A 24,401-nucleotide genomic window follows, 5' to 3' on the forward strand; every position below is an offset into this window, starting at 1 on the left:
CGGCGTGCAAAACATGATCGACGACGACGCGGACCGCGATCCGCAGGAGCTGGCGCAGAACGGCGCGCAGCCGCTCCCGCGCGCGGACGCGACGGCGCCGGCCGCCGAAGATGCCGATGCGCCCGCGCAGGCGATGGCCGGGGCATCGGCGGACACGGTGGTGGCGGAGGAAGCCGCCCCCGCACCGTCCTTCGATGAATGCCTTGGTTATGCGGGCAAGCGGGCATTGGTGCTCGGACTCGGCGAGTCCGGCCTGGCCATGGCGCGCTGGCTGGCCGAGCGCGGCGCCGTGCTGCGCGTGGCCGACACCCGCGCCGAGCCGGAGCGTCTGCCCGAGCTGCGCGCGGCCGTGGCCGAGCTCGAATTCATCGCCGGGCCGTTCTCGGCATCGCTGCTGGACGGCGTGGATTTCGTCGCGCTCAGCCCGGGCCTCGCGCCCGCGCGCGAGCTGGCCGAGATCGAGCCGGCGGCCGCCGAACGCAGGATCCCGCTGTGCAGCGAGATCGAACTCTTCGCCCAGGCGCTGGCGGCGCTGCGCGCATCGCGCGCTTACCAGCCCAAGGTCATCGCGATCACCGGCACCAACGGCAAGACCACGGTCACCAGCCTGACCGGCCTGCTGTGCCGCCGCGCCGGACTCACGGTGCAGGTGGCGGGCAACATCAGCCCGGCCGCGCTCGATGTGCTGCGCGAGGTACTGGCCGGCGACAGCCTGCCGCAGGTCTGGGTGCTGGAGCTGTCCAGCTTCCAGCTGCATGCGACCCGCAGCCTGCAGGCCGACGTCGCCACCGTGCTCAATGTCACCCAGGACCACCTGGACTGGCATGGCGACATGCAGGCTTATGCGGCGGACAAGGCAAGGATTTTCGGCGCGCACACGGTGCGCGTGCTCAACCGCGACGACCCGGTGGTGATGCGCATGGCCTCCCCGCTGGCCACCACCGTCAGCTTCGGCGGCGACGAGCCGGAACAGCCCGACTGCTTCGGCCTGGTCGATGACAACGGCATGCAGTGGCTGTCGCTGGCGGTGGGCGCCGAAGAAGGCGTCAGGCGCCGCCGGCGCAAGGACAGCGCGGAGGATATCGAAGTCAGCGTGACCCGCCTGATGCCGGCCGATGCGCTCAAGATCCGCGGCCGCCATAACGCCGCCAACGCGCTGGCCGCGCTCGCGCTGTGCCGCGCCATCGGCCTGCCGCTGGCGCCGCTGCTGCACGGCCTGCGCGACTACCGGGGCGAGCCGCACCGGGTGGAACCGGTCGCCTGCATCGGCGGCGTCGATTACTACGACGACAGCAAGGGCACCAATGTCGGCGCCACCGTGGCCGCGCTCAACGGCCTCGGCCACGGCATGGCCGGGCGCCTGCTGCTGATCGCGGGCGGCGACGGCAAGGGACAGGATTTTTCGCCGCTGGCGGAGCCGGTCGCGAAATACGCGCGCGCGGTGCTCCTGATCGGCAAGGATGCGGAGGCCATCCGCGCCGTGCTGCCGCAGGACGGGCTTGAGGTGCAGGATTGCGCGACGCTGGAAGCGGCGGTGCAGAAGGCGGCCGAACTCGCGCAGCCGGGCGACGCCGTGCTGCTGTCGCCCGCCTGCGCCAGCCTCGACATGTTCCGCAACTACAAGCACCGCGCCGAGGTTTTCGTCGAAGCCGTGCGTGAAGTGGCGCTTGCCCGTGGCGAGGTGATCGCATGAAGTTCGCGCTGCCGTCCTTCGGCTCTTCCACCCCGGCGCCCCGCACGACGACCGGCGCCGGCCAGCGCTCGCGGATGATGGAATACGACCAGCCGCTGGTCTGGGTCACGGTGCTGCTCATGCTGTTCGGCATGGTGATGGTGTATTCGGCGTCGATCGCGTTGCCCGATTCGCCCAAGTACGCCAACTACAAGAACCACCACTTCCTGGTCCGCCAGGCGAGCTTCGTCGCCATCGCGCTGATCGGCGGCCTGCTCGCCTTCCGCGTGCGCGTCGAGACCTGGCAGAAGTGGGCGCCCTACCTGTTCGTCGGCACCATGGTGCTGCTGGTGCTGGTGCTGGTGCCCGGCGTGGGCAAGGGCGTCAACGGCGCGCGGCGCTGGCTGTCGCTGAAGGTATTCAATCTGCAGCCGTCGGAGATGATGAAGCTGTTCGTGGTGCTGTACGCCGCCGACTACACGGTGCGCAAGCAGCAGTACATGCACAAGCTGACCAAGGGCTTTTTGCCGATGACGGTGGCGATCGGCTTCGTCGGCCTGCTGCTGCTGCTCGAGCCCGATCTCGGCGCCTTCGGCGTGATCGTCTGCATCGCCATGGGCATCCTCTTCCTCGGCGGCATCAACGGCATCTGGTTCGGCGGCATCGGCGCCACCCTCGTCGGCATCTTCACCATGGTGATCGTGCTGTCGCCCTGGCGGCGCGAGCGCATCTTCGCCTATCTCAATCCGTGGGAAGAAGGCAATGCGCTCGGCAAGGCCTATCAGCTGTCGCATTCGCTGATCGCCTTCGGCCGCGGCGAGCTGTTCGGCGTCGGTCTCGGCGGCAGCGTGGAAAAGCTGCATTACCTGCCGGAGGCGCATACCGACTTCCTGCTCGCCGTGATCGGCGAGGAGCTGGGTTTCGCCGGCGTGCTGGTGGTGGTCGCGCTGTTCTACTGGATCGTCAAGCGCGCGTTCGAGATCGGCCGCCAGGCAATCGCGATGGACCTGACCTTCGCCGGCCTCGCCGCCAAGGGCATCGGCATCTGGATCGGCGTGCAGGCCTTCATCAACATGGGCGTCAACCTCGGCCTGCTGCCGACCAAGGGACTGACGCTGCCGCTGATGAGCTACGGCGGTTCCGGCGTGGTCCTCAACTGCATCGGTCTCGCGATCCTGCTGCGGATCGATTACGAAAACCGGGTACTGATGCGCGGAGGCCGGATATGAAGAAGCTGCTGATCATGGCGGCCGGCACCGGCGGCCACATTTTTCCGGGACTGGCGATCGCCAGGACCATGCAGGCCCGGGGCTGGCAGGTGAGCTGGCTCGGCACGCAGCACGGCATGGAGCGCGAGCTGGTGCCGAAGCACGGCATCGAAATGGATGCGATCGATTTCGCCGGCCTGCGCGGCAAAGGCCTGAAGCACACCCTCACCGGCGGCCTGAAGATGCTCGCCGGCTTCGCCGCCTGCCTGCGCGTGATCGGACGCCGCCAGCCCTCCGTGGTGCTCGGCATGGGCGGCTATGTCACGGTGCCGGGCGGCCTGATGGCGAAGCTGCGCGGCGTGCCGCTGGCCCTGGTCAACGCCGACGCCGCGCTGCTGCTGTCGAACAAGGCACTGGCGCCGGTTGCGCGCCGCGTGCTGTTCGGCTTTCCGGCCGACTTCGGCAGTGCCGCCGGCAAGGCGCTGGTGACCGGCAACCCGGTGCGCAAGGAAATCACCGATCTGCCGCCGCCGGCGCAACGCTATGCCGGCCGCGGCGGTCCGCTGCGCGTGCTGGTGGTCGGCGGCAGTCTCGGCGCGCGGGTGCTCAACGAGTGCCTGCCCGCCGCGCTGGCGCAGCTGCCCGAAGCGCAGCGCCCGGTCGTCACCCACCAGTCCGGCAAGCTCAACATCGAGGCGCTGCGGGCCGGCTATGCTGCCGCCGGCGTGCAGGCGGAAGTGGTGGATTTCATCGATGACATGCCGCGCCGTTATGCGGAAGCGGACCTGGTGATCTGCCGCGCCGGCGCGATCACGGTGTCGGAACTGACCGCCGCCGGCGTGGCCAGCGTGCTGGTGCCGCTGACGGTGTCCACCACCTCGCACCAGCGCGACAACGCGCAATGGATGGCGAAGCAGGGCGCGGCGATCCATCTGCCGCAGGGCGAGATGTCGCCGCCGCAGATGGCGCAGCTGCTGCAGACGCTGACAAGAGAAAAATGCCTGGCGATGGCCGAGGCGGCTTACGCGCTGGGCAAGCGCGAAGCCAACGAGGCGATCGCGCGGGTACTGGAAGAACTGGCGGAAAACGCATGAAACACAAGGTCAAGAACATTCATTTCGTCGGCATCGGCGGCGCCGGCATGAGCGGCATCGCCGAGGTGCTGCTCAACCTCGGCTACACGGTGTCCGGCTCCGACCTCGGCAGCAATGCCGCGACCCAGCGCCTGGCCGGACTCGGCGCGCGCGTCACGCTCGGCCATGCGTCCGAGAACGTGCAGAACGCCGACGCCGTCGTCACCTCGACCGCCGTGCGCAACGACAACCCGGAAGTGGTCGCCGCCCGCGCGCGCCGCATCCCCATCGTGCCGCGCGCGATCATGCTGGCCGAACTGATGCGCCTGAAGCAGGGCATCGCCATCGCGGGCACCCACGGCAAGACCACCACCACCAGCCTGGTCGCCAGCGTGCTGGCCGAGGGCGGGCTCGATCCCACCTTCGTCATTGGCGGCCGCCTCAACAGCGCCGGCGCCAACGCCAAGCTGGGCGCGGGCGACTTCATCGTGGCCGAGGCGGACGAGTCCGACGCTTCCTTCCTCAACCTGTCGCCCTCGATCGAGGTCATCACCAACATCGACGCCGACCACATGGAAACCTACGACCACAGCTTCGCCAAGCTGAAGCAGGCGTTCGTGGAGTTCACCAACCGCCTGCCGTTCTACGGCGTGGCGATGCTGTGCATCGACGATGCGAGCGTGCGCGAGATCATGCCCTTCATCTCCAAGCCGGTGCTGACCTACGGTTTCCATGCCGATGCCCAGGTGCGCGCGGTCGATGCGCGCGCGGTCGACAGCCACATGGAGTTCACCGTGCTGCAGGACGGCTACGCGCCGCTGACGGTGCGCCTGAACCAGCCCGGCATGCACAACGTGCAGAACGCCTGCGCCGCGATCGCGATCGCGCGCGAGGTCGGCGTCGACGACGCCGCCACCGCCAAGGCGCTGCGCGAATTCAACGGGGTGGGCCGCCGCTTCACCCGCTACGGCGACATCAAGCTGCCCGACGGCGGCGCGTTCACCCTGGTCGACGACTACGGCCACCACCCGGTCGAGACCGCGGCCACGCTCGCCGCCGCCCGCGGCGCCTACCCCGGCCGCCGGCTGGTGCTGGCCTTCCAGCCGCATCGCTATACCCGCACCCGAGATCTGTTCGAGGATTTCGTCAAGGTGCTGTCGAGCGTCGACGCGCTGCTTCTCGCCGAGGTCTATCCCGCCGGCGAGCAGCCCATCGTCGCCGCCGACGGCCGCGCGCTCGCCCACGCGCTGCGCGTGCAGGGCAAGGTGGAACCGATTTTCGTGGAAAACATCGCGGACATGCCGGCCGCCATCATGGACGCGGCAAGGGACGGCGACGTCGTCATCACCATGGGGGCGGGCTCGATCAGCGGCGTCCCCGGCAAGCTGGCCCAACAGGCCTGACAGGAAAGAACATGAGTGCAACAGATCTGAAAAAGGAATTCGGCAAGGTGGGCGTCCTCTACGGCGGCCGTTCCGCCGAGCGCGAGGTATCGCTGATGTCCGGCCAGGGCGTACTGGCCGCGCTGCAGAGCAAGGGCGTGGACGCGCACGGGTTCGATCCCGCGCTGCGCGGCATCGCCGAACTGGCGGCGGAAAAATTCGACCGCGTCTTCATCGCGCTGCACGGCCGCTACGGCGAGGACGGCACGCTGCAGGGCGTGCTCGAACAGCTCGGCATTCCCTATACCGGGTCCGGCGTGATGGCTTCGGCCATCGGCATGGACAAGGTCATGACCAAGCGCATCTGGCTCAGCCACGGGCTGCCGACGCCGCGCTTCCTGGTGCTCGACGCGAAGGAGGCGACGCCGGAAGAACTGCGCAAGGTGCCGGACGAACTCGGCCTGCCGCTGATGCTCAAGGCGCCGCATGAAGGTTCGACCATCGGCATCAGCAAGGTGGTCGGCTATTCCGACATGCAGCCCGGCTTCGCGCTGTGCGCGAAGTACGACGAGGCGGTGCTGGCCGAGGAATTCATCAGCGGCCGCGAGCTGACGGTGCCGGTGCTGGGCACCGGCCGCGGCGCCCGTGCGCTGCCCATCGTCGAGATCGTCGCCCCCCAGGGCAACTACGACTACGAGCACAAATACTTCAGCGACGACACGCAGTACCTGTGCCCGGCGCCGCTGGACGACGCGCTGACCAAGCGCATCCAGTCGCTGGCGGTGCGCGCCTTCAACGCGCTCGGCAGTTCGGGCTGGGCGCGCGTGGACTTCATGCTGCGCGCCGCCGACAACGAGCCCTTTCTGCTGGAGATCAATACCTCCCCGGGCATGACGGGCCACTCGCTGGTGCCGATGGCGGCCCGCGCCGCCGGCATGAGCTATGAGGACCTGTGCGTGGAGATTCTGCGTTCGGCGGACATGGATCTGCGTCCGACCGCGGACTGGAAGCCGGCTTAAGGACCAAAGGGAAAAGCCATGTGGCACGACGTGAGAATGCTCAATGCAACCACCAGCGCGCTGCTCGGTCTGCTGGTGCTGAGCCTGCTCGGGTCCGGCCTCTGGTGGGTCGCCAACCGGCCGATGTTCACGCTCAAGGCGATCCGCATCGAGGCGATGGAAGGCACGACGCTGCGGCATGTGAGCCCGTCGACGGTGCGCACCACCGCCGTGCCCCGCATCCGCGGCAACTTCTTCACCGCCAACCTGGACAGCGTGCGCCAGGCGTTCGAAGCGGTGCCGTGGGTGCGCAAGGCCTCGGTGCGGCGCGAATGGCCGAACCAGCTGATCGTCAGCATCGAAGAGCACCGGCCGCTCGGCACCTGGGGCGAGGACGGCCGCCTGCTGTCGGAAAAGGGCGATGTCTTCACCGCCAACCTGGCCGAGGCCGAAGAGGATGCCGAGCTGGCGGAATTCGGCGGCCCGGCGGGCAGCGAGAAGGAAGTGCTGGCGCGCTACCGGCAGCTGGAGGAATGGCTGCGTCCCGCCAGCCTCGCGCCGCGCGCGCTGCACCTGTCGGAGCGCTATGGCTGGAGCATGCGGCTCGACAGCGGCGTGCGGGTCGAGCTGGGCAGGGAGCAGGGGCCGGACATGCTCAAGGGCCGGGTCGACCGGCTGGTCGGCGTCTGGCCGCAGCTGGCGGCGCTGCTGCAGGACAGGATAGAAAGTGTGGATATGCGTTATCCGAACGGCCTGGCTCTGAAGGCCCAAGGACTGGCACTCGGGAACGTTAGCAAGAAGGTCAAACGATAAACATGACAAAAGACGCAAAAAACCTGATCGTCGGCCTCGACATCGGCACCTCCAAGGTGGTGGCCGTGGTGGCCGAGGTGATGCCCAACGGGAGGCACGAGGTGATCGGACTCGGACAGCACGAGTCCAGGGGCCTCAAGAAGGGCGTGGTGGTCAACATCGAGGCGACGGTCGAATCCATCCAGCGCGCGCTGGAAGAGGCCGAGCTGATGGCCGACTGCAAGATCAAGAACGTCTACACCGGCATCGCCGGCAGCCATATCCGCAGCTTCAACTCCAGCGGCATGGTGGCGATCAAGGACAAGGAAGTGACGGCGGCCGACGTCGCGCGCGTGATCGAGACCGCCAAGGCGGTCAACATCCCGACCGACCAGCAGCTGCTGCACACCGTGCCGCAGGAATTCATCGTCGACAACCAGGACGACGTGCGCGAGCCGATCGGCATGAGCGGCATCCGCCTCGAGGTCAAGGTGCACATCGTCACCGGAGCGGTCTCGGCGGTGCAGAACATCGTCAAGTGCGTGCGTCGCTGCGGCCTCGAAGTGTCGGACCTGATCCTGCAGCCGATGGCTTCCGCCGACGCCGTGCTCACGCCCGATGAAAAGGAACTCGGCGTGGTGCTGATCGACATAGGCGGCGGCACCACCGACGTGGCGATCTTCACCGAAGGCGCGATCCGCCACACCGCGGTGATCCCGATCGCCGGCGACCAGATCACCAACGACATCGCGATGGCGCTGCGCACGCCCACTGCGGAGGCCGAGGAGATCAAGCTGCGCTTCGGCGTCGCCAAGCAGGTGCTGGCCGACCCGGGCGAGTCGCTGGAAGTGCCGGGCCTCGGCGACCGCGGACCGCGCAGCCTGTCGCGCCAGGCACTCGCGGCCGTGATCGAGCCGCGGGTGGAAGAATTGTTCGCGCTCGTGCATCAGGTGGTGCGCGAGTCGGGATACGAGGAAGTGCTGTCCTCAGGCCTGGTCCTGACCGGCGGCTCGGCGATGATGCCGGGCATGGTCGAACTGGCCGAGGACATCTTCCTGAAGCCGGCGCGCCTGGGCGTGCCGGAATACAGCGGCCAGCTGGCCGACGTAGTGCGCAGCCCGCGCTACTCGACCGTGCTCGGCCTGCTGCTTGAAGCAAAGAAGCAGTACATGCGCGGACATATCGTCACTCGCCAGGATGGCTCGGTGAAGGCGGTATGGCAACGCATGAAAGAGTGGTTTCTGGGTAATTTTTAAATCTGGGTCTTGGCAAAGCAACCGCAGTTTCCAGTCGCCAGTCGCCGCATCGCGCGGGGACTATCGACTGAGAACTGCAATATCTGAGGAGTCAACATGGAAATCGATATGATCGATAACGCAAATCAGGGCACCGTCATCAAGGTCGTCGGGGTCGGAGGCGCGGGAGGCAACGCGGTACAACACATGATCAACAAGGGCGTGTCCGGCGTGGAGTTCATCGCCGCCAACACCGATGCCCAGGCGCTGGCCGCTTCCAAGGCCGGCAACCTGATCCAGATCGGCGACAGCGGCCTTGGCGCCGGCATGAAGCCGGAAGTCGGCCGCAAGCTGGCGGAAGACTCGCGTGCGCGCATCGAAGACGCGCTGCGCGGCGCGCACATGGTGTTCATCGCCGCCGGCATGGGCGGCGGCACCGGTACCGGCGCCGCGCCGGTGGTGGCCGAGGTTGCCAAGGAGCTCGGCGCGCTGACGGTTGCCGTGGTGTCCAAGCCCTTCTCCTACGAAGGCGCCAAGTGCATGGAAATCGCCGAGGAAGGCCTGGAAGCGCTGTCGCAGCACGTCGACTCGCTGATCGTCATCCTCAACGAGAAGCTGGAAGAAATCTATGAAGACGACAGCATGATCGAATGGCTGCAGCATGCCGACGACGTGCTCAACAATGCGGTCGCCGGCATCGCCGAGATCATCAACGTGCCGGGCCACATCAACGTCGACTTCAACGACGTCAAGACCATCATGGGCGAGCAGGGCAAGGCCATGATGGGCACCGCCACCGCTTCCGGCGTCGACCGCGCGCGCATCGCCGCCGAGCAGGCGGTCGCCTCGCCGCTGCTGGACGGCATCGACCTGTCCGGCGCGCGCGGCGTGCTGGTCAACGTCACCGCCAGCCGCAGCCTCAAGGGCAAGGAAATCAAGGAAGTCATGGCCACCGTGCGCGCCTTCGCCGCGCCGGACGCGTCGATCGCGCAGGGCATCGCCTACGACGACAGCATGGGCGACGACATCCGCGTCACCGTGGTCGCCACCGGCCTGGGCCGCGCCCGCAAGAACGTGCAGCTGGTCCAGACCCCTATGCTGCGCACCGGCACGCACAACGAGCCGGTCATGGCGCACGGCGGCATGGCCACCGGCGGCAACGGCTTCGAGGGCCTGAGCAAGCCGGCCGTCTGGCGCCGCGAGTCGGCATCGGAAACCGTGCGCGCGCTGGAGAAGAACGGCATGGAAACCTACGACATCCCGGCCTTCCTGCGCAAACAGGCTGACTGAAGCACCGGATGCATGAGTCCCTGCCGGCGGCAGGGGCAAGCATGCAATCCTGCCAAGAAAAAGGCATACTGGCCGCGCCACCGTGATGACGGTGGCGCGGCGTTTTTTTGCGCCGCCGATTTAATGCAAAGGAGAGGACACATGAGCATCAATGTCGGAGATCGCCTGCCGCAGGGCAGCCTGTCGGAATTCATCGAAGTCGAAAGCGAAGGCTGCTCGCTCGGGCCGAACACCTTCCAGGTCGGCGACCTCGTCAAGGGCAAGAAGATCGCGATCTTCGGCCTGCCCGGCGCCTACACGCCGACCTGCTCCGCCAAGCATGTGCCGGGCTTCGTCGCGCTGGCCGACCAGTTCAAGGCCCGGGGCGTGGACGAGATCTGGTGCATCTCGGTCAACGACCCCTTCGTGATGGGCGCCTGGGGCCGCGACCAGAAGGCGACCGGCATCGTGCGCATGATGGCCGACGGCGACGCTTCCTACAGCAAGGCGCTCGGACTCGCCGCCGAAGTGCCGCGCTTCGGCATGGGCCTGCGTTCGCAGCGGTATTCGATGCTGGTTGAGGATGGCGTGGTGAAGCAGCTCAACGTGGAGCAGCCGGGCAAGTTCGACGTATCGAATGCGGAGACGCTGCTCGGTCAGCTCGGCTGACCGGCCGCGCCCCGCAGGCACTGCCGCTGGTTTGAGGGAGGCATGCCGCCTCCCTCCCTCTCGTGCATGCGGACGACCGTCTACGTCAGCTGCAGCTTGCCCGCTACGGCAAGATCTTCCACCACCACCCGCGTCAGCGTCCGTTGCACGCAGGGGAGCACAAGCAGCTGCTCGCAGATGAATCCGCGATAGTCCGCAAGGCTGCGCGCGCGGATCTTCAGCAGATAATCGAAATGCCCCGCCACCCGGTGGCACTCCTGGATCTCCGGCAGCCGCTGCACGGCGGATATGAATCCCTCCCATGGCACACCGCGTCGCAGGCTCACTTCCGTAAAGACGAGCAGCGGAAAGCCGAGCAGATCTGGATTGAGCAAGGCCGAGCAGCCGACAATGAACCCCGCTTCCTGCAGCCGCCGCAGGCGTGCAAGGCATGTGGAAGGGGAAAGACCGACCTGCGCCGCCAGCTCGGCATTGCTGATCGTCGGGCTTTCCTGCAACTCGCGCAGTATGCGCCGGTTGATCTGGTCAAGCATCTGACATCCCTCGCACGGGCGGAACGACAAACCGCGCGTGGGTCACGGTTCCTCGGCCGGGGTGCCGGCGGCGACAACCGGGTGCGGCGACCTGGGCATTCTTGACTTCATCACCGCCAGGGTCAGCCCGCCCAGCACCAGTCCCCAGAGCGCCGAGCCAAGTCCAAAGAAGGAAATGCCGGAAGCGGTTGCCAGAAAGGTCACCAGCGCCGCCTCGCGTTCCGTTTCATCCGCGAGCGACGAAGCAAGGCTGGACGCGAGCGTGCCCAGCAATGCCAGGCCCGCCAGCGTCGTCGTCAGCCCCGCAGGCAGCAGTGCAAACAACGCGACCACCGATGCGCCGAAGATGCCTATCGCGAGGTAGCCGACGCCGCACACCACGCCGGAGATATAGCGGCGCCGCGGGTCAGCATGACTCTCCGGGCTGGCGCAGATGGCACCGACGATCGCCGCCGGGTTGGTCCCGGACGAGCCGAAAAGCGAAAGCGGAATCGATATCACGCCGCTCACGCCGACGACCGACTTCGGTGAGATCTCGTAGCCTGCATTGCGCAGCACATGGATCGCAGTGGCGAACTGCGTCAGCGCCAGGATCAGCAGCGGCAATCCGAGCCCGACGAGCGCATCGAGGGAGAACGTGGGCCAAGTCAGTTCCGGTCGCGCGAGAGTAAGCTCGACCGGGGGCGCCGATCCGGCGTGACCGGCCGCGACCAGGATGCCGACGGCCAGGGCAGCCGCCACCGCATACCGTGGCAGCGCCCGCCGGCATAGAAGATAAGTGACGAGGACAGGCAGCACCACGGCGGGCATGCCGTGCAGCGCCTGGAAGATTTTCGTGCAGAACTGGAAGAGCACGCCGGCGATCATCGCCGACAGCAGGGGTGCGGGAAGGCGAGCCATGAGCCAGGTGAAAAGCCCGGTGGCGCCGATCAGCGTGACCAGTACGGTCAGCACGAGATAGCACCCGATGACGTCGCTGAACGGATACTGCGCGAGCCCGGATATCAGCAGGGCGACGCCCGGGGTCGACCATGCGCCGATGACCGGCATCCGGTGCCGAAGCGTCGGCCATAGACCGGCACAGCCTGCTCCGATCGATACCGCCCAGATCCAGGTGGACAGCAACTCCGCGGACAGCCCGCCGGCCTGCGCCGCCTGAACCACGATCAGTACCGGGCCGCTGTAGGTGGCAAACAGGGCCACCAGCCCGGCCACGGCGGCGGACAGGGAAAAGTCCCGCATGATTCGCAACATCATTCTCCATTCACCTTTCGAAACGCGTTGGGGGTATTTCAGCCCGCGCCGGACAGGCGCTGCGGGCGAAGTGAGCATTTAACCACAACTAGTTGACTTTTTTGCAATTCTACTCGTAGTATTGCCAGCTTCTTAACTATTTGGTGTCGACAGGACCGCCTGTCGCCCGCTCGACGATGTCTGCAAACCGGAGAAGACGCTGGACGGTAAAGATAGGAAGCGCGCTGTTGACCGCAGGGGGAATGGGGCTGGACAGACATGCGTTGCAGGGCTGGGTGGACCAGATATGCGGACTCCGCCGTGCCGGGCTCGACGTCGTTCTCGTCTCCTCCGGGGCGATCGCGGAAGGCGTCGTCCGCCTGGGATGGCGGCAGCGTCCCTCACAACTGCCCCGCCTGCAGGCGGCAGCGGCGGTAGGGCAGATGGGACTGATGCAGGCGTATGAAGACGCCTTTCGCCTGCACGGCGTCCATGCCGCGCAGTTGCTGCTCACCCACGACGACTTCGCCGACCGCGCGCGCTACGTCAATGTTGCCGCCACGATCCGGACGCTGCTCCGCATGGGCGTGATCCCGGTCATCAATGAAAACGATACGGTCAGCACCGAAGAAGTCTGCTTCGGCGACAACGACATGCTCGCGGCCCTGGTCGGCAACATGATCGGCGCCGGCCACCTTCTCATCCTGACCGACCAGGAAGGCCTCTACACCCGCGATCCTCGCAAGTCGGCCGATGCCCGCCTGATCGCACACGCACCGGCCGACGCCGCCTGGCTGCGCGAGGCGGCGGGCGGCAGCGGCGCATGGGGGCGCGGAGGCATGGCGAGCAAGGTGCGCGCCGCAGGCTTGTTCGCGCTGTCCGGCGGCGCCACCACCATCGCCGCCGGCCATACCCGCAACCTGATGGCCCGCATCAGCCAGGGCGAACCGATAGGAACACGCCTGGAACCGGGACGCTGCCGTCTGCAGCGACGCGGGCTGTGGCTCGCGGGCTGCCTCCGTGCGAAAGGCGCGCTGATCGTGGCGCGGCAGCAAGCGAATCCGGAAGAGATGGTCGCCGACCTGACGGTCGGGCTGTCCGCCGCCGTCAGAGGCGACTTCGCGGCCGGAGAAACGATAGAAATCGAGGACACGAATGGAGGGAAGCTTGGAAAAGGCATAAGCAACTACAGCGCACGTGACATCAAGAGAATGATTGCCGACGCCGCAAGCCCGCATGCCTCTTCGCCCGCGGTCGCGAAGCCGGTGATCAGCTACAGGAACATCGTTCCCCACTCAATTTTGGAAGGACTTGCATGACAACGAGAACCGTTCTGGCCGGTCGCATCAACTTCGACAACGCAGCGCTGAAAAAAGACCTGGCCGTGCTTGCCGGCGTGCCGATCATCAAGGAGCAGTACGACGAATTCAGCTCCGGGACCTGGATCAACCACTCGATCTACAACCGCACCGGCGAATGGTCCGACACCCAGTACACCGACTACGATCATCCCGCCCGCAGGACGCAGATCGGACAGGCGACGCCCTATCTCTGCAAGATCATCGAAGAAACCTTCGACGTCGAACACATGCGCATGGCGCGCGTGCGCAACCTCATCAAGGGGCAGGTCATACCCCACGTCGACTTTCTCGAGCTGTCGGAAAAGAAGGACGGCTACATCCGCATCCTGATCCCGCTCGAGACCTGCCTCGACTCCTATCACACCGAGGAACACTTCGGTGTGTTCAGGATGCGCAAGGGCGACATCTGGATCCTCGAATCGACATTGCCGCACGGCGCCCACAATCTCGGCCATGACAACCGGCGGATTCTGAGCCTGGACTTCCAGTACACCGACGAAGATGTGCCGCACTACTCGCGCATCTTCAGGGACAAGGCCGCACACGACGAGTCGCACCGTCCCGCGATGGTGGCGCGGGCGAAACTGGAGGAAGAAGACCTGGAAGACTTCCTCGCCATGCTCGCGACCGACTTCACGGATCCGTTTCAGGCGGAAGCCATCCTCGTCCGTCTGTCCGAACTGCAGTTGCGCTTCGATTCACCAGTGAGCGATATCTACCGGAACATCGTGCGGGTGGCGAAAATGACCGGCCGGGCGGACCTGATCGAGCACTGCGAAAACATGAGCCGCTTCTATATCGGCTCGCGCAAGCTCAATGAGCGCTTCATGCTGAGAAAAGACCTTCTCGCTGCCTGATCACGGCCACGGATGCGGGAGCGCCGCCTTCCCGCATCCACAAACCGCGCTTACGGCGCCACCACCAGTTTCACCTGAGCCTCCTTCAGCACCCGCGCCAGATTCTCCGGCGGCTTCGCGTCGGTAAACAGCATGTCCACCTGCGACAGGTGCGCCATCCGCACCAGCGCCTGCCGGCCGAACTTGTCGCGGTCCGCCACCAGCCATACCTGGCGCGACTGCTCGATGATGGTCTGCGCCACCTTCACCTCGCGCGCGTCGAAGTCGCGCAGCGTGCCGTCTTCCTCGATGCTGGAAATGCCGATGATGCCGATGTCGACCTTGAACTGGCGGATGAAGTCGATGGTGGCCTCGCCGACGATGCCGCGGTCGCGCCCGCGCACCACGCCGCCGGCGATGATGACTTCGCAGTGCGGGTTGTCGGCCAGGATGGCGGCGACGTTGAGATTGTTGGTCACCACGTGCAGGCCCTGGTGCCGCACCAGCGCGCGCGCCACTTCCTCGGTGGTGGTGCCGATGTTGATCAGCAGCGAGCAGCCCGGCGGCACCTGCTGCGCCACTGCCTGCGCGATGCGGCGCTTGGCTTCGATATTCATCACCTGGCGCTGGCTGTAGTCGATGTTCTCGACCGAAGAGGGCAGTCCGACGCCGCCGTGATAGCGCGCCAGCAGCCGTTCTTCCTCCATTTGCTTGACGTCGCGCCGCACCGTCTGCGGCGTCACGCCCAGTTCCTGCGCCAGGTCTTCGACCGACATGGTGACCCGCTGCCGGACGACTTCCAGCAGCTGCCTTTGACGTGGATTAAGCGCCATTCATCCTTCCCGTGGAAATCCTGCGAGGTTTGTAAAATTCAAGCATACGAAAACAAACGAAAAAGAAAAGGACAAAAAGCTGTTGCTTTGTTTTCGTTTGATGTCGTATCTTTAGCACTTCGCATCTTACCGAGAATAACTTCGCCAGGCGAGAACCGGATGAACAGTCCCCGCAACACGATCGAATGCGACCTGCTGATCATCGGCGGCGGCATCAATGGCGCCGGTATCGCGCGCGATGCCGCCGGGCGCGGGCTGTCGGTCGTGCTGTGCGAAAAGGACGACCTGGCGGCCCACACCTCCTCGGCCTCGACCAAGCTGATCCATGGCGGCCTGCGCTACCTGGAGCACTATGAATTCGGTCTGGTGCGCAAGGCGCTGATCGAGCGGGAAGTGCTGCTGCGCGCTGCGCCGCACATCATGTGGCCGCTGCGTTTCGTGATGCCGCACGACCGCGGGCAGCGTCCGGCGTGGATGATCCGCGCCGGTCTGTTCCTGTACGACAGCCTCGCCAGGCGCGAACTGCTGCCCGGTTCCCGCTCGGTCGACCTGCACCGGCATCCGGCGGGGGCGCCACTCAAGCCGGAGTTCAGCCGCGGCTTCGTGTACTCCGACGGCTGGGTGGACGACGCCCGGCTGGTGGTGCTCAACGCGGTCGATGCGGAACAGCGGGGCGCCACCGTGCTGCCGCGCACCCGCTGCGCTGCCGCCCGGCGCGAGGGCGACCACTGGCTGGCGCGGCTGGAACAGCCGTCGGGGGAGATCACGGTGCGCGCCCGCGCGCTGGTGAACGCCGCCGGGCCGTGGGCCGCGCAATTCCTGGCCAGCGCCATGCAGCGCCCGTCGGACAAGGTGCTGCGCCTGATCAAGGGCAGCCATATCGTGGTCCCGCGCATGTTCGACCATCCGTATGCCTACATCTTCCAGCATCCGGACGGCCGCATCGTGTTCACGATTCCCTATGAACAGGATTTCACCCTGGTCGGCACCACCGACCTCGACTACCGCGGCGACATCAACGCGGTCCGCATCTCCGATGAGGAAATCGCCTATCTCTGCGAGCTGTCCGGCTACTACTTCCGCAAGCCCATCGTTCCGTCCGACGTGGTCTGGAGCTATTCCGGCGTGCGCCCGCTGGTGGAGGACGAGTCGGCTTCGGCATCCGCCGTGACCCGCGACTACCGCTTCGAATTCGATACCGACGGCGCGCCGCTGCTGTCGGTCTTCGGCGGCAAGATCACGACATTTCGCAAACTCTCGGAAGAAGCGGTGGATATGCTGGCAGCGCGGCTGGGCAGGCCCGCCGCCGGCTGGACCGCGGACGCCTGCCTGCCGGGCGGCGACCTGTACGGCGCGGCGCCGAGCAAGCGGGGCGTGCTGGAATTCGACAGCTTCGTGAAGGCCATGCAGCGCAAGTACGAGTGGCTGCCGGCCCCGGTGGTGGCCCGCTACGCACGCGCCTACGGCACGCGCATCGGCCTGCTGCTCGCCGGCCGCATGAGCGTGGAAGACATGGGCGAGGAGATCGCGCCCGGTCTGTATGCGGCGGAAGTGGAATACCTGCGCCGGCATGAATGGGCGCGCACCGCCGCCGACATCCTGTGGCGGCGCAGCAAGCTCGGCCTGCACCTGCCGCGCGGCACGGAAGCAAGACTGGAGGAATGGATGCAGGCGAAAGCCTGAGATGCGACCGCCGCCCGACAACAAGAACACGGGAAGGGCGGGAAAAGGGACAAAAAAGGAGGAGACGTGCATCTTGCATTGGAAAACGTCGGCAGCAGGGTGGGTGCGCAGCAGCACATCCATCCGACGTCGCTGACGCTGGCAGCGGGCACCATCAATGTGCTGCTCGGCGCCACGCTCGCGGGCAAGACCTCGCTGATGCGGCTGATGGCCGGACTCGACCGTCCGAACGAAGGCCGCGTGCTCGCCGACGGCCGGGACGTGACCGGGGTGCCGGTGCGCGAGCGCGACCTCGCCATGGTCTACCAGCAGTTCATCAACTACCCGTCGTTCACCGTCTTCGACAATATCGCCTCGCCGCTGCGGATCAAGCGCGTGCCGGAAGCGCAGATCCGCCAGCGCGTGCACGAGATGGCCGAGCGCCTGCACATCACTCCCTATCTGCAGCGCATGCCGTCCGAGCTGTCGGGCGGCCAGCAGCAACGCACCGCCCTGGCCCGCGCGCTGGTCAAGCAGGCCGGCCTGCTGCTGCTCGACGAGCCGCTGGTCAACCTCGATTACAAGCTGCGCGAGGAACTGCGGCGCGAACTCACCGCGCTTTTCTCCGAAGGCAAGACCACCGTCGTCTACGCCACCACCGAACCTCTGGAAGCGTTGCAGCTCGGCGGCCACGTGGCGCTGCTGCATGAGGGCCGGCTGCTGCAGTCCGGGCCGACCGTCGATGTCTTCGATGCGCCATGCTCGCTCGACGCCGCCCGCACCTTCAGCGATCCGCCGATCAATCTCTTGCCGGCCCGTCTCGACGAGCAGGGCAACGCGCGTCTGGACGACGGCCTCGCGATCGCGCTGCTGCCGGAACAGCGCAGGCTGGCCGGGACGCAAAAGGAGCTGGTGCTCGGACTGCGCGCCCACAGCCTGCGCCTGGCGCCCGCGCATCAGGATGGCGAGGTGGCGATAGACGCCGAGGTGGAACTGTCCGAGATCAGCGGCTCCGAGACCTATCTGCATGCGCATCGCGGCAGTCTCGCCCTGGTCGCGCAGCTGCCCGGCGTGCAGGACCTGCCGATCGGTTCGCGCTGCACGCTGTACTGCCGCGGCGCCGACATCTTCCTGTATGCCCGCGACGGCGCCTTGCTGTCGGCGCCGCAACGCAAGGGGAACTGAACATGGCCCGCATCGAACTCCAGTCCCTGGCCCATGCCTACAAGCCCGATCCGCAGTCGCCGGCCGACTATGCGCTGCGGCCGATGAACATGGAATGGAAGGACGGCGGCGCCTACGCGCTGCTCGGTCCCTCGGGCTGCGGCAAGACCACGCTGCTCAACATCATTTCCGGCCTGGTGACGCCGTCGCACGGGCGCGTGCTCTTCAACGGCAAGGACGTCACCAACCTGCCGCCGGAGGCGCGCAACATCGCCCAGGTATTCCAGTTCCCGGTCATCTACGACACCATGACCGTGTTCGACAACCTCGCCTTCCCGCTGCGCAACCGCGGCTGGAAGGGCGCGGAGATCAACAAGCGCGTGCACCAGGTGGCGGCCATGCTCGACCTGTCGTCCGACCTCAGGCACAGGGCGAGCGGATTGTCGGCAGACGCCAAGCAAAAGATTTCCCTCGGCCGCGGACTGGTGCGCCCGGACGTGGCCGCCGTGCTGTTCGACGAACCGCTGACGGTGATCGACCCGCATCTCAAGTGGCTCCTGCGGCGCAAGCTCAAGGAGATCCACCACGAGCTCAAACTGTCCCTGATCTACGTGACCCACGACCAGGTGGAGGCGCTGACCTTCGCCGACCAGGTGGTGGTCATGACCCAGGGCGAGGTGGTGCAGGCCGGCAGCGCGCAACAGCTGTTCGAAGAACCGGCGCATACCTTCGTCGGCTATTTCATCGGCAGTCCCGGCATGAACCTGCTGCCGTGCCGGATCGAGAACGGCGGCGCCAGGCTCGATGCCGGCCTGCTGCCCCTCAGCCCGGCGGCGCAGTCGGCGCTGCAGGGTGCGCAGGGCGAGATCAAGCTCGGCATCCGGCCGGAGTTCGTCGAGTGCGGCAGCGTGCAGCAGCCCGGCGCATTGCCGGCAGTGGTGCAGTCGGTGCGCAATCTCGGCACCCACTGCCTGGCCGACTTCCGGCTCGGCGCGCATGCGGTGTCGGCAAAGCTGCGGCAATGCGAGGCGCGCGCCGGCGAGCAGGTCTGGCTCAGCCTGCCGCCGCAGCGCACGCTCTACTACGTCAACGACAAGCGGGTGGCATGACATGAAAACCGTCAACAACAAGGCCTGGTTCCTGATCCTGCCGGTGATCCTGTGCGTGGCCTTCTCGGCGATCGTGCCGCTGATGACCATCGTGAACTATTCGGTGCAGGACATCCTCGGCCCCAACCAGCGGGTATTCGTCGGCACGGAATGGTTCCAGATGGTGATGCGCGACGAAGAACTGCACGGCGCGCTGTACCGGCAGCTGCTGTTTTCGCTGTCGGTGCTGGCGATCGAAATCCCGCTCGGCATCCTGATCGCGCTGTGCATGCCGGCGCAGGGCTGGCGCGCCTCGCTGTCGCTGGTGCTGATCGCGCTGCCGCTGCTGATCCCCTGGAACGTGGTCGGCACCATCTGGCAGATCTTCGGGCGCGGCGACATCGGCCTGCTCGGTCATGCGATCAACAGCATGGGCATCGACTACAACTACACCGGCGACACCATCGACGCCTGGCTCACCGTGCTGGCGATGGATGTGTGGCACTGGACGCCCCTGGTGGTGCTGCTCTGCTATGCCGGCCTGCGCGCGATTCCCGACGCCTACTATCAGGCGGCGAAGATCGACGGCGCCTCGCGCTGGGCGGTGTTCCGCTTCATCCAGCTGCCCAAGCTACGCAACGTGCTGATGATCGCGGTGCTGCTGCGCTTCATGGACAGTTTCATGATCTATACCGAGCCTTTCGTGCTGACCGGCGGCGGTCCCGGCAACGCCACCACCTTCCTGTCGCAGTACCTGACACAGAAGGCGGTCGGCCAGTTCGACCTCGGCCCGGCGGCGGCCTTCTCGCTGATCTACTTCCTGATCATCCTGCTGTTCTGCTTCGTGCTCTACAACTGGATGCAACGGGTCGGAACGGGAGACAAGAAATGAAGACGAGAACCCGGCCGCGTTACACCGCGGCCATCCTGGCGGTCTACCTGCTGCTGTCGCTGCTGCCGATCTACTGGATGCTCAACATGTCCCTCAAGACCAACGAGGAGATCGTGGGCGCCCTGACCATGGTGCCGCAGCAGCTGACCTTCGACAACTTCAAGGCCATCTTCACCGACCCGTCCTGGTACGACGGCTACATCAATTCCATCATCTACGTGGCGATGAACATGGTGATGTCGGTGCTGGTCGCGCTGCCCGCCGCCTATGCGTTTTCGCGCTATTCCTTCCTCGGCGACAAGCACCTCTTCTTCTGGCTGCTGACCAACCGCATGACGCCGCCGGCGGTGTTCCTGCTGCCGTTCTTCCAGCTGTATTCGACCTTCGGCCTGATGGATACCCATATCGCGGTCGCGCTCGCGCACATGGTGTTCAACGTGCCGCTGGCGGTCTGGATCCTGGAGGGTTTCATGTCCGGCATCCCAAAGGAGATCGACGAGACGGCCTACATCGACGGCTACAGCTTTCCGGCCTTTTTCGTGAAGATCTTCCTGCCCATGATCAAGGCCGGCATCGGCGTGACCGCCTTCTTCTGCTTCATGTTCAGCTGGGTCGAGCTGCTGCTGGCGCGCACGCTCACCTCGGTCAACGCCAAGCCGATCGCCGCCACCATGACGCGCACGGTGTCGGCGGCCGGCATGGACTGGGGCGTGCTGGCGGCCGCCGGCGTGCTCACCATCGTGCCCGGCGCGCTGGTGATCTGGTTCGTCCGGCACTACATCGCCAAGGGCTTCGCGATGGGGAGGGTGTGAGATGGAAAACGCATTCGAATGGATGGCCTGGACGCCGCCGGTGGCGATCTTCTTTTCGGCGGTGGTGCTGATGCTGGCGGCGATGACCGTGTGGGAACTGCGTTCGCCGACGATAGAACGCAAGGGCTTCCTGCCGATCCCGACCACCCGCGGCGACCGCCTGTTCATCGGCCTGCTGGCGGCCGCCTATGTGAATCTCGCCTGGGCCGGCGCGACCGACCTCACGCAATGGATAGGCGCGGCAATTGGTTTCGTAGTGCTTCTGGTTGTAATGCGCTGGGGCTGACCGGCCCCGGCTTGGCACCGCGGCGGCGCACGGGTCCTTCCCCTCGTGCGGCGTTCCTGTCCCGGGAAGGCAATGACAAAAGGTGGAGATATGAAAATCAGACTGACAGCGCTCGCGGCGGCAGCCATGCTGACCAGCGGCGCAAGCTGGGCGGACATCAAGGCCGCGGAGAAATGGATAGACCAGGAATTCCAGCCGTCCACGCTGAGCAAGCAGCAGCAGCTGGAAGAAATGAAGTGGTTCATCGCCGCCGCCGACAAGCTCAAGGCCAAGGGCGTCAAGGAAATCAACGTGGTGTCGGAAACCATCGACACCCACGTCTACGAATCCAAGACCATGGCCAAGGCCTTCGAGGAAATCACCGGCATCCGCGTGCGCCACGACCTGATCCAGGAAGGCGACGTGGTCGAAAAGCTGCAGACCTCCATGCAGTCCGGCAAGAGCATCTACGACGGCTGGATTTCCGACTCCGACCTGATCGGCACCCATTACCGCTACGGCGCCATCGAGCCGCTGTCGGACTACATGGCGGGCAAGGGCAAGGAATTCACCAACCCCAACCTCGACCTCAAGGATTTCATCGGCACCAGCTTCACCACCGCGCCGGACGGCAAGCTCTACCAGCTGCCCGACCAGCAGTTCGCCAACCTGTACTGGTTCCGCGCCGACTGGTTCGAGCGCAAGGACCTGAAGGAAAAGTTCAAGGCCAAGTATGGCTATGAGCTGGGCGTGCCGGTCAACTGGTCGGCCTACGAGGACATCGCCAACTTCTTCACCAACGACGTCAAGGAAATCGACGGCAAGAAGGTCTACGGCCACATGGACTACGGCAAGAAGGACCCGTCCCTCGGCTGGCGCTTCACCGATGCCTGGCTGTCGATGGCCGGCACCGCCGACAAGGGCATCCCCAACGGCATGCCGGTCGACGAGTGGGGCATCCGCGTCGCCGACGACAAGTGCACCCCGGTCGGCGCCTCGGTCGCGCGCGGCGGCGCCACCAACTCGCCGGCCGCCGTCTATGCGCTGACCAAGTATGTCGACTGGATGAAGAAATACGCGCCGCCGCAGGCGCAGGGCATGACCTTCTCCGAGGCCGGTCCGGTGCCGGGGCAGGGCGAAATTGCCCAGCAGATCTTTTGGTACACTGCCTTCACCGCGCCGATGACCAAGGCCCAGGCCGTCATCAACCAGGACGGCACGCCGAAGTGGCGCATGGCCCCCGGCCCGCACGGCCCGTACTGGAAGCAGGGCATGCAGAACGGCTACCAGGACGTCGGTTCCTGGACCTTCTTCAAGTCCACGCCGGACGAGCGCAAGGCGGCGGCCTGGCTGTATGCGCAGTTCGTGAATGCGAAGACCACCTCGCTCAAGAAGTCGATCGTCGGCGTGACCTTTGTGCGCGACTCCGACATCCGTCATGAGTACTTCACGAAGAACGCGGCCAAGTACGGCGGCCTGATCGAGTTCTACCGCAGCCCGGCGCGCGTCGCATGGACGCCGACCGGCACCAATGTGCCGGACTATCCGAAGCTGGCGCAGCTGTGGTGGAAGAACGTGGCGACCGCGGTCACCGGAGAAAAGACGCCGCAGCAGGCGATGGACCAGCTGGCCGACGAGATGGACCAGGTGATGTCGCGTCTGCAGCGCGCGGGCATGAAGAATTGCGCGCCCAAGCTCAACGCCAAGGGCGATCCGAACAAGTATCTGTCGGACACCGGCGCGCCGTGGAAGAAGCTGGCCAATGAAAAGCCCAAGGGCGAGACCATCGCCTACGACAAGCTGTTGCAGGCCTGGAAGGAAGGCCGGGTGCAGTAATCCGGCCGTGGTGTGAGACGAAACCGGCGCAGTGCATGCTGCGCCGGTTTTGCAGACAACAAGAGCTATGAGCAAATACATCCTCGCCCTCGACCAGGGCACCACGAGTTCGCGCGCCATTCTGTTCGATCACGACGGGCGGCCCTGCCATGTCGCGCAGCAGGAATTCCGCCAGATATTCCCGCAGTCCGGCTGGGTCGAACACGACGCCAGCGAGATCTGGGACAGCCAGCTCGCGGTCGCCCGCCAGGTATTGCGCGAGAACGGCGTGCCGGCGAGCGAGGTGGCGGCGCTGGGCATCACCAACCAGCGCGAGACCGTGGTGCTGTGGGACCGCGCCAGCGGCGAGCCGGTTGCCAATGCGATCGTCTGGCAGGATCACCGCAGCGCGGCGTTCTGCGACAGCCTGCGCGAGCAGGGCAAGGGCGCGCTGTTCCAGAAAAAGACCGGCCTCGTGGTCGATGCCTATTTCTCGGGCACCAAGCTCAAGTGGCTGCTCGACAATGTGCCGGGCGTACGTGACCGCGCCGAACGCGGCGAACTCGCGTTCGGCACCGTCGATGCCTGGCTGATCTACAAGCTGTGCGGCGAGCATGTGGCCGACGTCAGCAATGCCTCGCGCACGCTGCTGTTCAACATCCACACGATGAGATGGGATGAAGAGCTGCTGGCACTGCTCGACATTCCCGCCAGCCTGCTGCCGCGCGTGGTGCCGAGCAGCGGCGTGGTGGGCAACACGCGCGCCGAGCTGTTCGGCGCGGCGGTTCCGATCGCCGGCATCGCCGGCGACCAGCAGGCGGCCACCTTCGGCCAGGCCTGCCACCATCCGGGCATGGCCAAGAATACCTACGGCACCGGGTGCTTCATGCTCATGCATACCGGCCGCGAAGCAATCGCTTCGTCAAACAATCTCCTGACCACGGTGGGCTGGCAGATCGGCGACCGCACCGACTACATGCTCGAGGGCAGCGTGTTCAACGCCGGCGCCGCGGTGCAGTGGCTGCGCGACGGCCTCGGCATCATTCGCAGCTCCGACGAGGTCGAAGCGCTCGCCACCAGCGTGCCGGATACCGGCGGCGTGCATTTCGTGCCCGCGTTTTCCGGCCTCGGCGCGCCGTACTGGGACGCCTACGCGCGCGGCACCATGGTCGGCATCAGCCGCGGCACCACCGCCGCGCACATCGCCCGCGCCACCCTTGCCGCCATCGCCTACCAGAGCGCCGACGTGCTCGAAGCCATGCAGCGCGACGCCGCGATCGGACTGACCGAACTGCGGGTCGACGGCGGGGCCGCACGCAACGACCTGCTGATGCAGTTCCAGGCCGACGTGCTCGGCGTACCGGTCGTGCGGCCCATGGTCACCGAAACCACCGCGCTCGGCGCCGCCTACCTGGCCGGCCTGGCCGTCGGCTTCTGGCATTCGCAGGCAGAAATCGGCGCCCAGTGGCAGGTGCAAAAACGCTTTGAACCGGCGATGCCGGAAGACGAACGCCACGCCCGTCTCGCCGACTGGCGGCGGGCGGTGAGCAAGGCCCGGGACTGGCTGCAGCACGATTGACATTCATGCACGTGGTGCGGGGCCAACAAG

22 protein-coding genes are annotated in these 24,401 nt (G+C 66.1%); 19 read left to right on the forward strand and 3 right to left on the reverse strand.

Annotation, left to right across the window (positions count from 1 at the left end):
• Window positions 1-13 precede the first annotated feature (13 nt).
• From murD to NCCP691_RS04740, 9 genes are all read left to right on the forward strand, one after another.
• Window positions 14-1,693 carry a UDP-N-acetylmuramoyl-L-alanine--D-glutamate ligase gene (gene murD / locus NCCP691_RS04700; RefSeq protein ID WP_220807194.1) on the forward strand — a complete coding sequence of 560 codons (1,680 nt, stop codon included), beginning with the start codon at window positions 14-16 and terminating at the stop codon, window positions 1,691-1,693.
• Window positions 1,690-2,901, forward strand: a complete 1,212-nt coding sequence (gene ftsW, locus NCCP691_RS04705) for a putative lipid II flippase FtsW (RefSeq protein WP_220807088.1) — start codon at window positions 1,690-1,692, stop codon at window positions 2,899-2,901. Before murD ends, ftsW begins: the two co-directional genes overlap by 4 nt.
• On the forward strand, window positions 2,898-3,974 hold the full coding sequence (gene murG / locus NCCP691_RS04710; RefSeq protein ID WP_220807089.1) for an undecaprenyldiphospho-muramoylpentapeptide beta-N-acetylglucosaminyltransferase: 1,077 nt from the start codon (window positions 2,898-2,900) through the stop codon (window positions 3,972-3,974). Before ftsW ends, murG begins: the two co-directional genes overlap by 4 nt.
• Window positions 3,971-5,356, forward strand: coding sequence for a UDP-N-acetylmuramate--L-alanine ligase (gene murC / locus NCCP691_RS04715; protein ID WP_220807090.1), 1,386 nt, complete (start codon window positions 3,971-3,973; stop codon window positions 5,354-5,356). The genes murG and murC overlap by 4 nt, the downstream gene beginning before the upstream one ends.
• Window positions 5,357-5,367: 11 nt before the next feature.
• A complete protein-coding gene (locus NCCP691_RS04720; protein WP_220807091.1) occupies window positions 5,368-6,354 on the forward strand; it encodes a D-alanine--D-alanine ligase in 987 nt (328 codons plus the stop codon).
• A gap of 18 nt (window positions 6,355-6,372) precedes the next feature.
• Window positions 6,373-7,146, forward strand: coding sequence for a cell division protein FtsQ/DivIB (locus NCCP691_RS04725; protein WP_220807092.1), 774 nt, complete (start codon window positions 6,373-6,375; stop codon window positions 7,144-7,146).
• Window positions 7,147-7,148: 2 nt separating this feature from the next.
• On the forward strand, window positions 7,149-8,381 hold the full coding sequence (ftsA, locus tag NCCP691_RS04730; protein WP_220807093.1) for a cell division protein FtsA: 1,233 nt from the start codon (window positions 7,149-7,151) through the stop codon (window positions 8,379-8,381).
• Window positions 8,382-8,477: 96 nt separating this feature from the next.
• Complete coding sequence (ftsZ, locus tag NCCP691_RS04735; protein ID WP_220807094.1) at window positions 8,478-9,650, forward strand: cell division protein FtsZ; 1,173 nt, start codon at window positions 8,478-8,480, stop codon at window positions 9,648-9,650.
• A gap of 141 nt (window positions 9,651-9,791) precedes the next feature.
• Window positions 9,792-10,298 (forward strand): peroxiredoxin, encoded by a 507-nt coding sequence (locus tag NCCP691_RS04740; protein ID WP_220807095.1) that lies wholly within the window; start codon window positions 9,792-9,794, stop codon window positions 10,296-10,298.
• A gap of 80 nt (window positions 10,299-10,378) precedes the next feature.
• Here NCCP691_RS04740 and NCCP691_RS04745 read toward each other — a convergent pair whose 3' ends face one another.
• Both NCCP691_RS04745 and NCCP691_RS04750 read right to left on the reverse strand, forming a co-directional pair.
• Window positions 10,379-10,831: an Lrp/AsnC family transcriptional regulator gene (locus NCCP691_RS04745; protein WP_220807096.1), complete on the reverse strand. Its 453-nt coding sequence runs from the start codon at window positions 10,829-10,831 to the stop codon at window positions 10,379-10,381.
• Between the two features lie 42 nt (window positions 10,832-10,873).
• Window positions 10,874-12,088 (reverse strand): benzoate/H(+) symporter BenE family transporter, encoded by a 1,215-nt coding sequence (locus NCCP691_RS04750; protein WP_220807097.1) that lies wholly within the window; start codon window positions 12,086-12,088, stop codon window positions 10,874-10,876.
• A gap of 173 nt (window positions 12,089-12,261) precedes the next feature.
• Here NCCP691_RS04750 and proB point away from each other — a divergent pair, with 173 nt between their 5' ends.
• Both proB and NCCP691_RS04760 read left to right on the forward strand, forming a co-directional pair.
• The gene (gene proB, locus NCCP691_RS04755) at window positions 12,262-13,383 is read left to right on the forward strand and encodes a glutamate 5-kinase (protein ID WP_274387221.1); all 1,122 of its coding nucleotides are present in this window, start codon (window positions 12,262-12,264) and stop codon (window positions 13,381-13,383) included.
• Window positions 13,380-14,282 carry an aspartyl/asparaginyl beta-hydroxylase domain-containing protein gene (locus tag NCCP691_RS04760; RefSeq protein ID WP_220807099.1) on the forward strand — a complete coding sequence of 301 codons (903 nt, stop codon included), beginning with the start codon at window positions 13,380-13,382 and terminating at the stop codon, window positions 14,280-14,282. The genes proB and NCCP691_RS04760 overlap by 4 nt, the downstream gene beginning before the upstream one ends.
• 50 nt (window positions 14,283-14,332) lie before the next feature.
• Here the strand turns inward: NCCP691_RS04760 and NCCP691_RS04765 are convergent, their stop codons facing one another.
• Entirely contained in the window at window positions 14,333-15,094 is a 762-nt protein-coding gene (locus NCCP691_RS04765) for a DeoR/GlpR family DNA-binding transcription regulator (RefSeq protein ID WP_220807100.1), read from the reverse strand.
• A gap of 159 nt (window positions 15,095-15,253) precedes the next feature.
• Between NCCP691_RS04765 and glpD the strand changes: the two genes are divergently transcribed.
• The 8 genes from glpD (at window position 15,254) to glpK (ending at window position 24,371) form a co-directional block, all read left to right on the forward strand.
• On the forward strand, window positions 15,254-16,777 hold the full coding sequence (gene glpD, locus NCCP691_RS04770; RefSeq protein WP_220807101.1) for a glycerol-3-phosphate dehydrogenase: 1,524 nt from the start codon (window positions 15,254-15,256) through the stop codon (window positions 16,775-16,777).
• A gap of 66 nt (window positions 16,778-16,843) precedes the next feature.
• Window positions 16,844-17,941, forward strand: a complete 1,098-nt coding sequence (locus NCCP691_RS04775) for an ABC transporter ATP-binding protein (protein ID WP_220807102.1) — start codon at window positions 16,844-16,846, stop codon at window positions 17,939-17,941.
• 2 nt (window positions 17,942-17,943) lie between these two features.
• Window positions 17,944-19,029, forward strand: coding sequence for an ABC transporter ATP-binding protein (locus NCCP691_RS04780; protein ID WP_220807103.1), 1,086 nt, complete (start codon window positions 17,944-17,946; stop codon window positions 19,027-19,029).
• Window position 19,030: 1 nt separating this feature from the next.
• Window positions 19,031-19,900: a carbohydrate ABC transporter permease gene (locus NCCP691_RS04785; RefSeq protein ID WP_220807104.1), complete on the forward strand. Its 870-nt coding sequence runs from the start codon at window positions 19,031-19,033 to the stop codon at window positions 19,898-19,900.
• On the forward strand, window positions 19,897-20,712 hold the full coding sequence (locus tag NCCP691_RS04790; protein ID WP_220807105.1) for a carbohydrate ABC transporter permease: 816 nt from the start codon (window positions 19,897-19,899) through the stop codon (window positions 20,710-20,712). The genes NCCP691_RS04785 and NCCP691_RS04790 overlap by 4 nt, the downstream gene beginning before the upstream one ends.
• A 1-nt stretch (window position 20,713) precedes the next feature.
• Window positions 20,714-20,998, forward strand: coding sequence for a DUF2160 domain-containing protein (locus tag NCCP691_RS04795; RefSeq protein ID WP_220807106.1), 285 nt, complete (start codon window positions 20,714-20,716; stop codon window positions 20,996-20,998).
• Between the two features lie 90 nt (window positions 20,999-21,088).
• On the forward strand, window positions 21,089-22,813 hold the full coding sequence (locus NCCP691_RS04800) for an ABC transporter substrate-binding protein (protein WP_220807107.1): 1,725 nt from the start codon (window positions 21,089-21,091) through the stop codon (window positions 22,811-22,813).
• A gap of 67 nt (window positions 22,814-22,880) precedes the next feature.
• Window positions 22,881-24,371, forward strand: coding sequence for a glycerol kinase GlpK (glpK, locus tag NCCP691_RS04805; RefSeq protein WP_220807108.1), 1,491 nt, complete (start codon window positions 22,881-22,883; stop codon window positions 24,369-24,371).
• The last annotated feature ends 30 nt before the right edge of the window (window positions 24,372-24,401 follow it).

It is taken from the genome of Noviherbaspirillum aridicola, assembly GCF_019656455.1.
GTDB lineage: Bacteria > Pseudomonadota > Gammaproteobacteria > Burkholderiales > Burkholderiaceae_D > Noviherbaspirillum > Noviherbaspirillum aridicola.

Coding starts and splice junctions, on each gene's coding strand:
- murC (WP_220807090.1), top strand. CDS start 3,971: ATGAAACACAAGGTCAAGAACATTCATTTCGTCGGCATCGGCGGCGCC.
- ftsW (WP_220807088.1), top strand. CDS start 1,690: ATGAAGTTCGCGCTGCCGTCCTTCGGCTCTTCCACCCCGGCGCCCCGC.
- glpD (WP_220807101.1), top strand. CDS start 15,254: ATGAACAGTCCCCGCAACACGATCGAATGCGACCTGCTGATCATCGGC.
- NCCP691_RS04780 (WP_220807103.1), top strand. CDS start 17,944: ATGGCCCGCATCGAACTCCAGTCCCTGGCCCATGCCTACAAGCCCGAT.
- NCCP691_RS04785 (WP_220807104.1), top strand. CDS start 19,031: ATGAAAACCGTCAACAACAAGGCCTGGTTCCTGATCCTGCCGGTGATC.
- NCCP691_RS04800 (WP_220807107.1), top strand. CDS start 21,089: ATGAAAATCAGACTGACAGCGCTCGCGGCGGCAGCCATGCTGACCAGC.
- NCCP691_RS04740 (WP_220807095.1), top strand. CDS start 9,792: ATGAGCATCAATGTCGGAGATCGCCTGCCGCAGGGCAGCCTGTCGGAA.
- NCCP691_RS04795 (WP_220807106.1), top strand. CDS start 20,714: ATGGAAAACGCATTCGAATGGATGGCCTGGACGCCGCCGGTGGCGATC.
- NCCP691_RS04745 (WP_220807096.1), bottom strand. CDS start 10,831: ATGCTTGACCAGATCAACCGGCGCATACTGCGCGAGTTGCAGGAAAGC.
- NCCP691_RS04790 (WP_220807105.1), top strand. CDS start 19,897: ATGAAGACGAGAACCCGGCCGCGTTACACCGCGGCCATCCTGGCGGTC.
- ftsA (WP_220807093.1), top strand. CDS start 7,149: ATGACAAAAGACGCAAAAAACCTGATCGTCGGCCTCGACATCGGCACC.
- glpK (WP_220807108.1), top strand. CDS start 22,881: ATGAGCAAATACATCCTCGCCCTCGACCAGGGCACCACGAGTTCGCGC.
- NCCP691_RS04725 (WP_220807092.1), top strand. CDS start 6,373: ATGTGGCACGACGTGAGAATGCTCAATGCAACCACCAGCGCGCTGCTC.
- proB (WP_274387221.1), top strand. CDS start 12,262: ATGTCTGCAAACCGGAGAAGACGCTGGACGGTAAAGATAGGAAGCGCG.
- ftsZ (WP_220807094.1), top strand. CDS start 8,478: ATGGAAATCGATATGATCGATAACGCAAATCAGGGCACCGTCATCAAG.
- NCCP691_RS04720 (WP_220807091.1), top strand. CDS start 5,368: ATGAGTGCAACAGATCTGAAAAAGGAATTCGGCAAGGTGGGCGTCCTC.
- NCCP691_RS04750 (WP_220807097.1), bottom strand. CDS start 12,088: ATGATGTTGCGAATCATGCGGGACTTTTCCCTGTCCGCCGCCGTGGCC.
- murG (WP_220807089.1), top strand. CDS start 2,898: ATGAAGAAGCTGCTGATCATGGCGGCCGGCACCGGCGGCCACATTTTT.
- NCCP691_RS04760 (WP_220807099.1), top strand. CDS start 13,380: ATGACAACGAGAACCGTTCTGGCCGGTCGCATCAACTTCGACAACGCA.
- murD (WP_220807194.1), top strand. CDS start 14: ATGATCGACGACGACGCGGACCGCGATCCGCAGGAGCTGGCGCAGAAC.
- NCCP691_RS04765 (WP_220807100.1), bottom strand. CDS start 15,094: ATGGCGCTTAATCCACGTCAAAGGCAGCTGCTGGAAGTCGTCCGGCAG.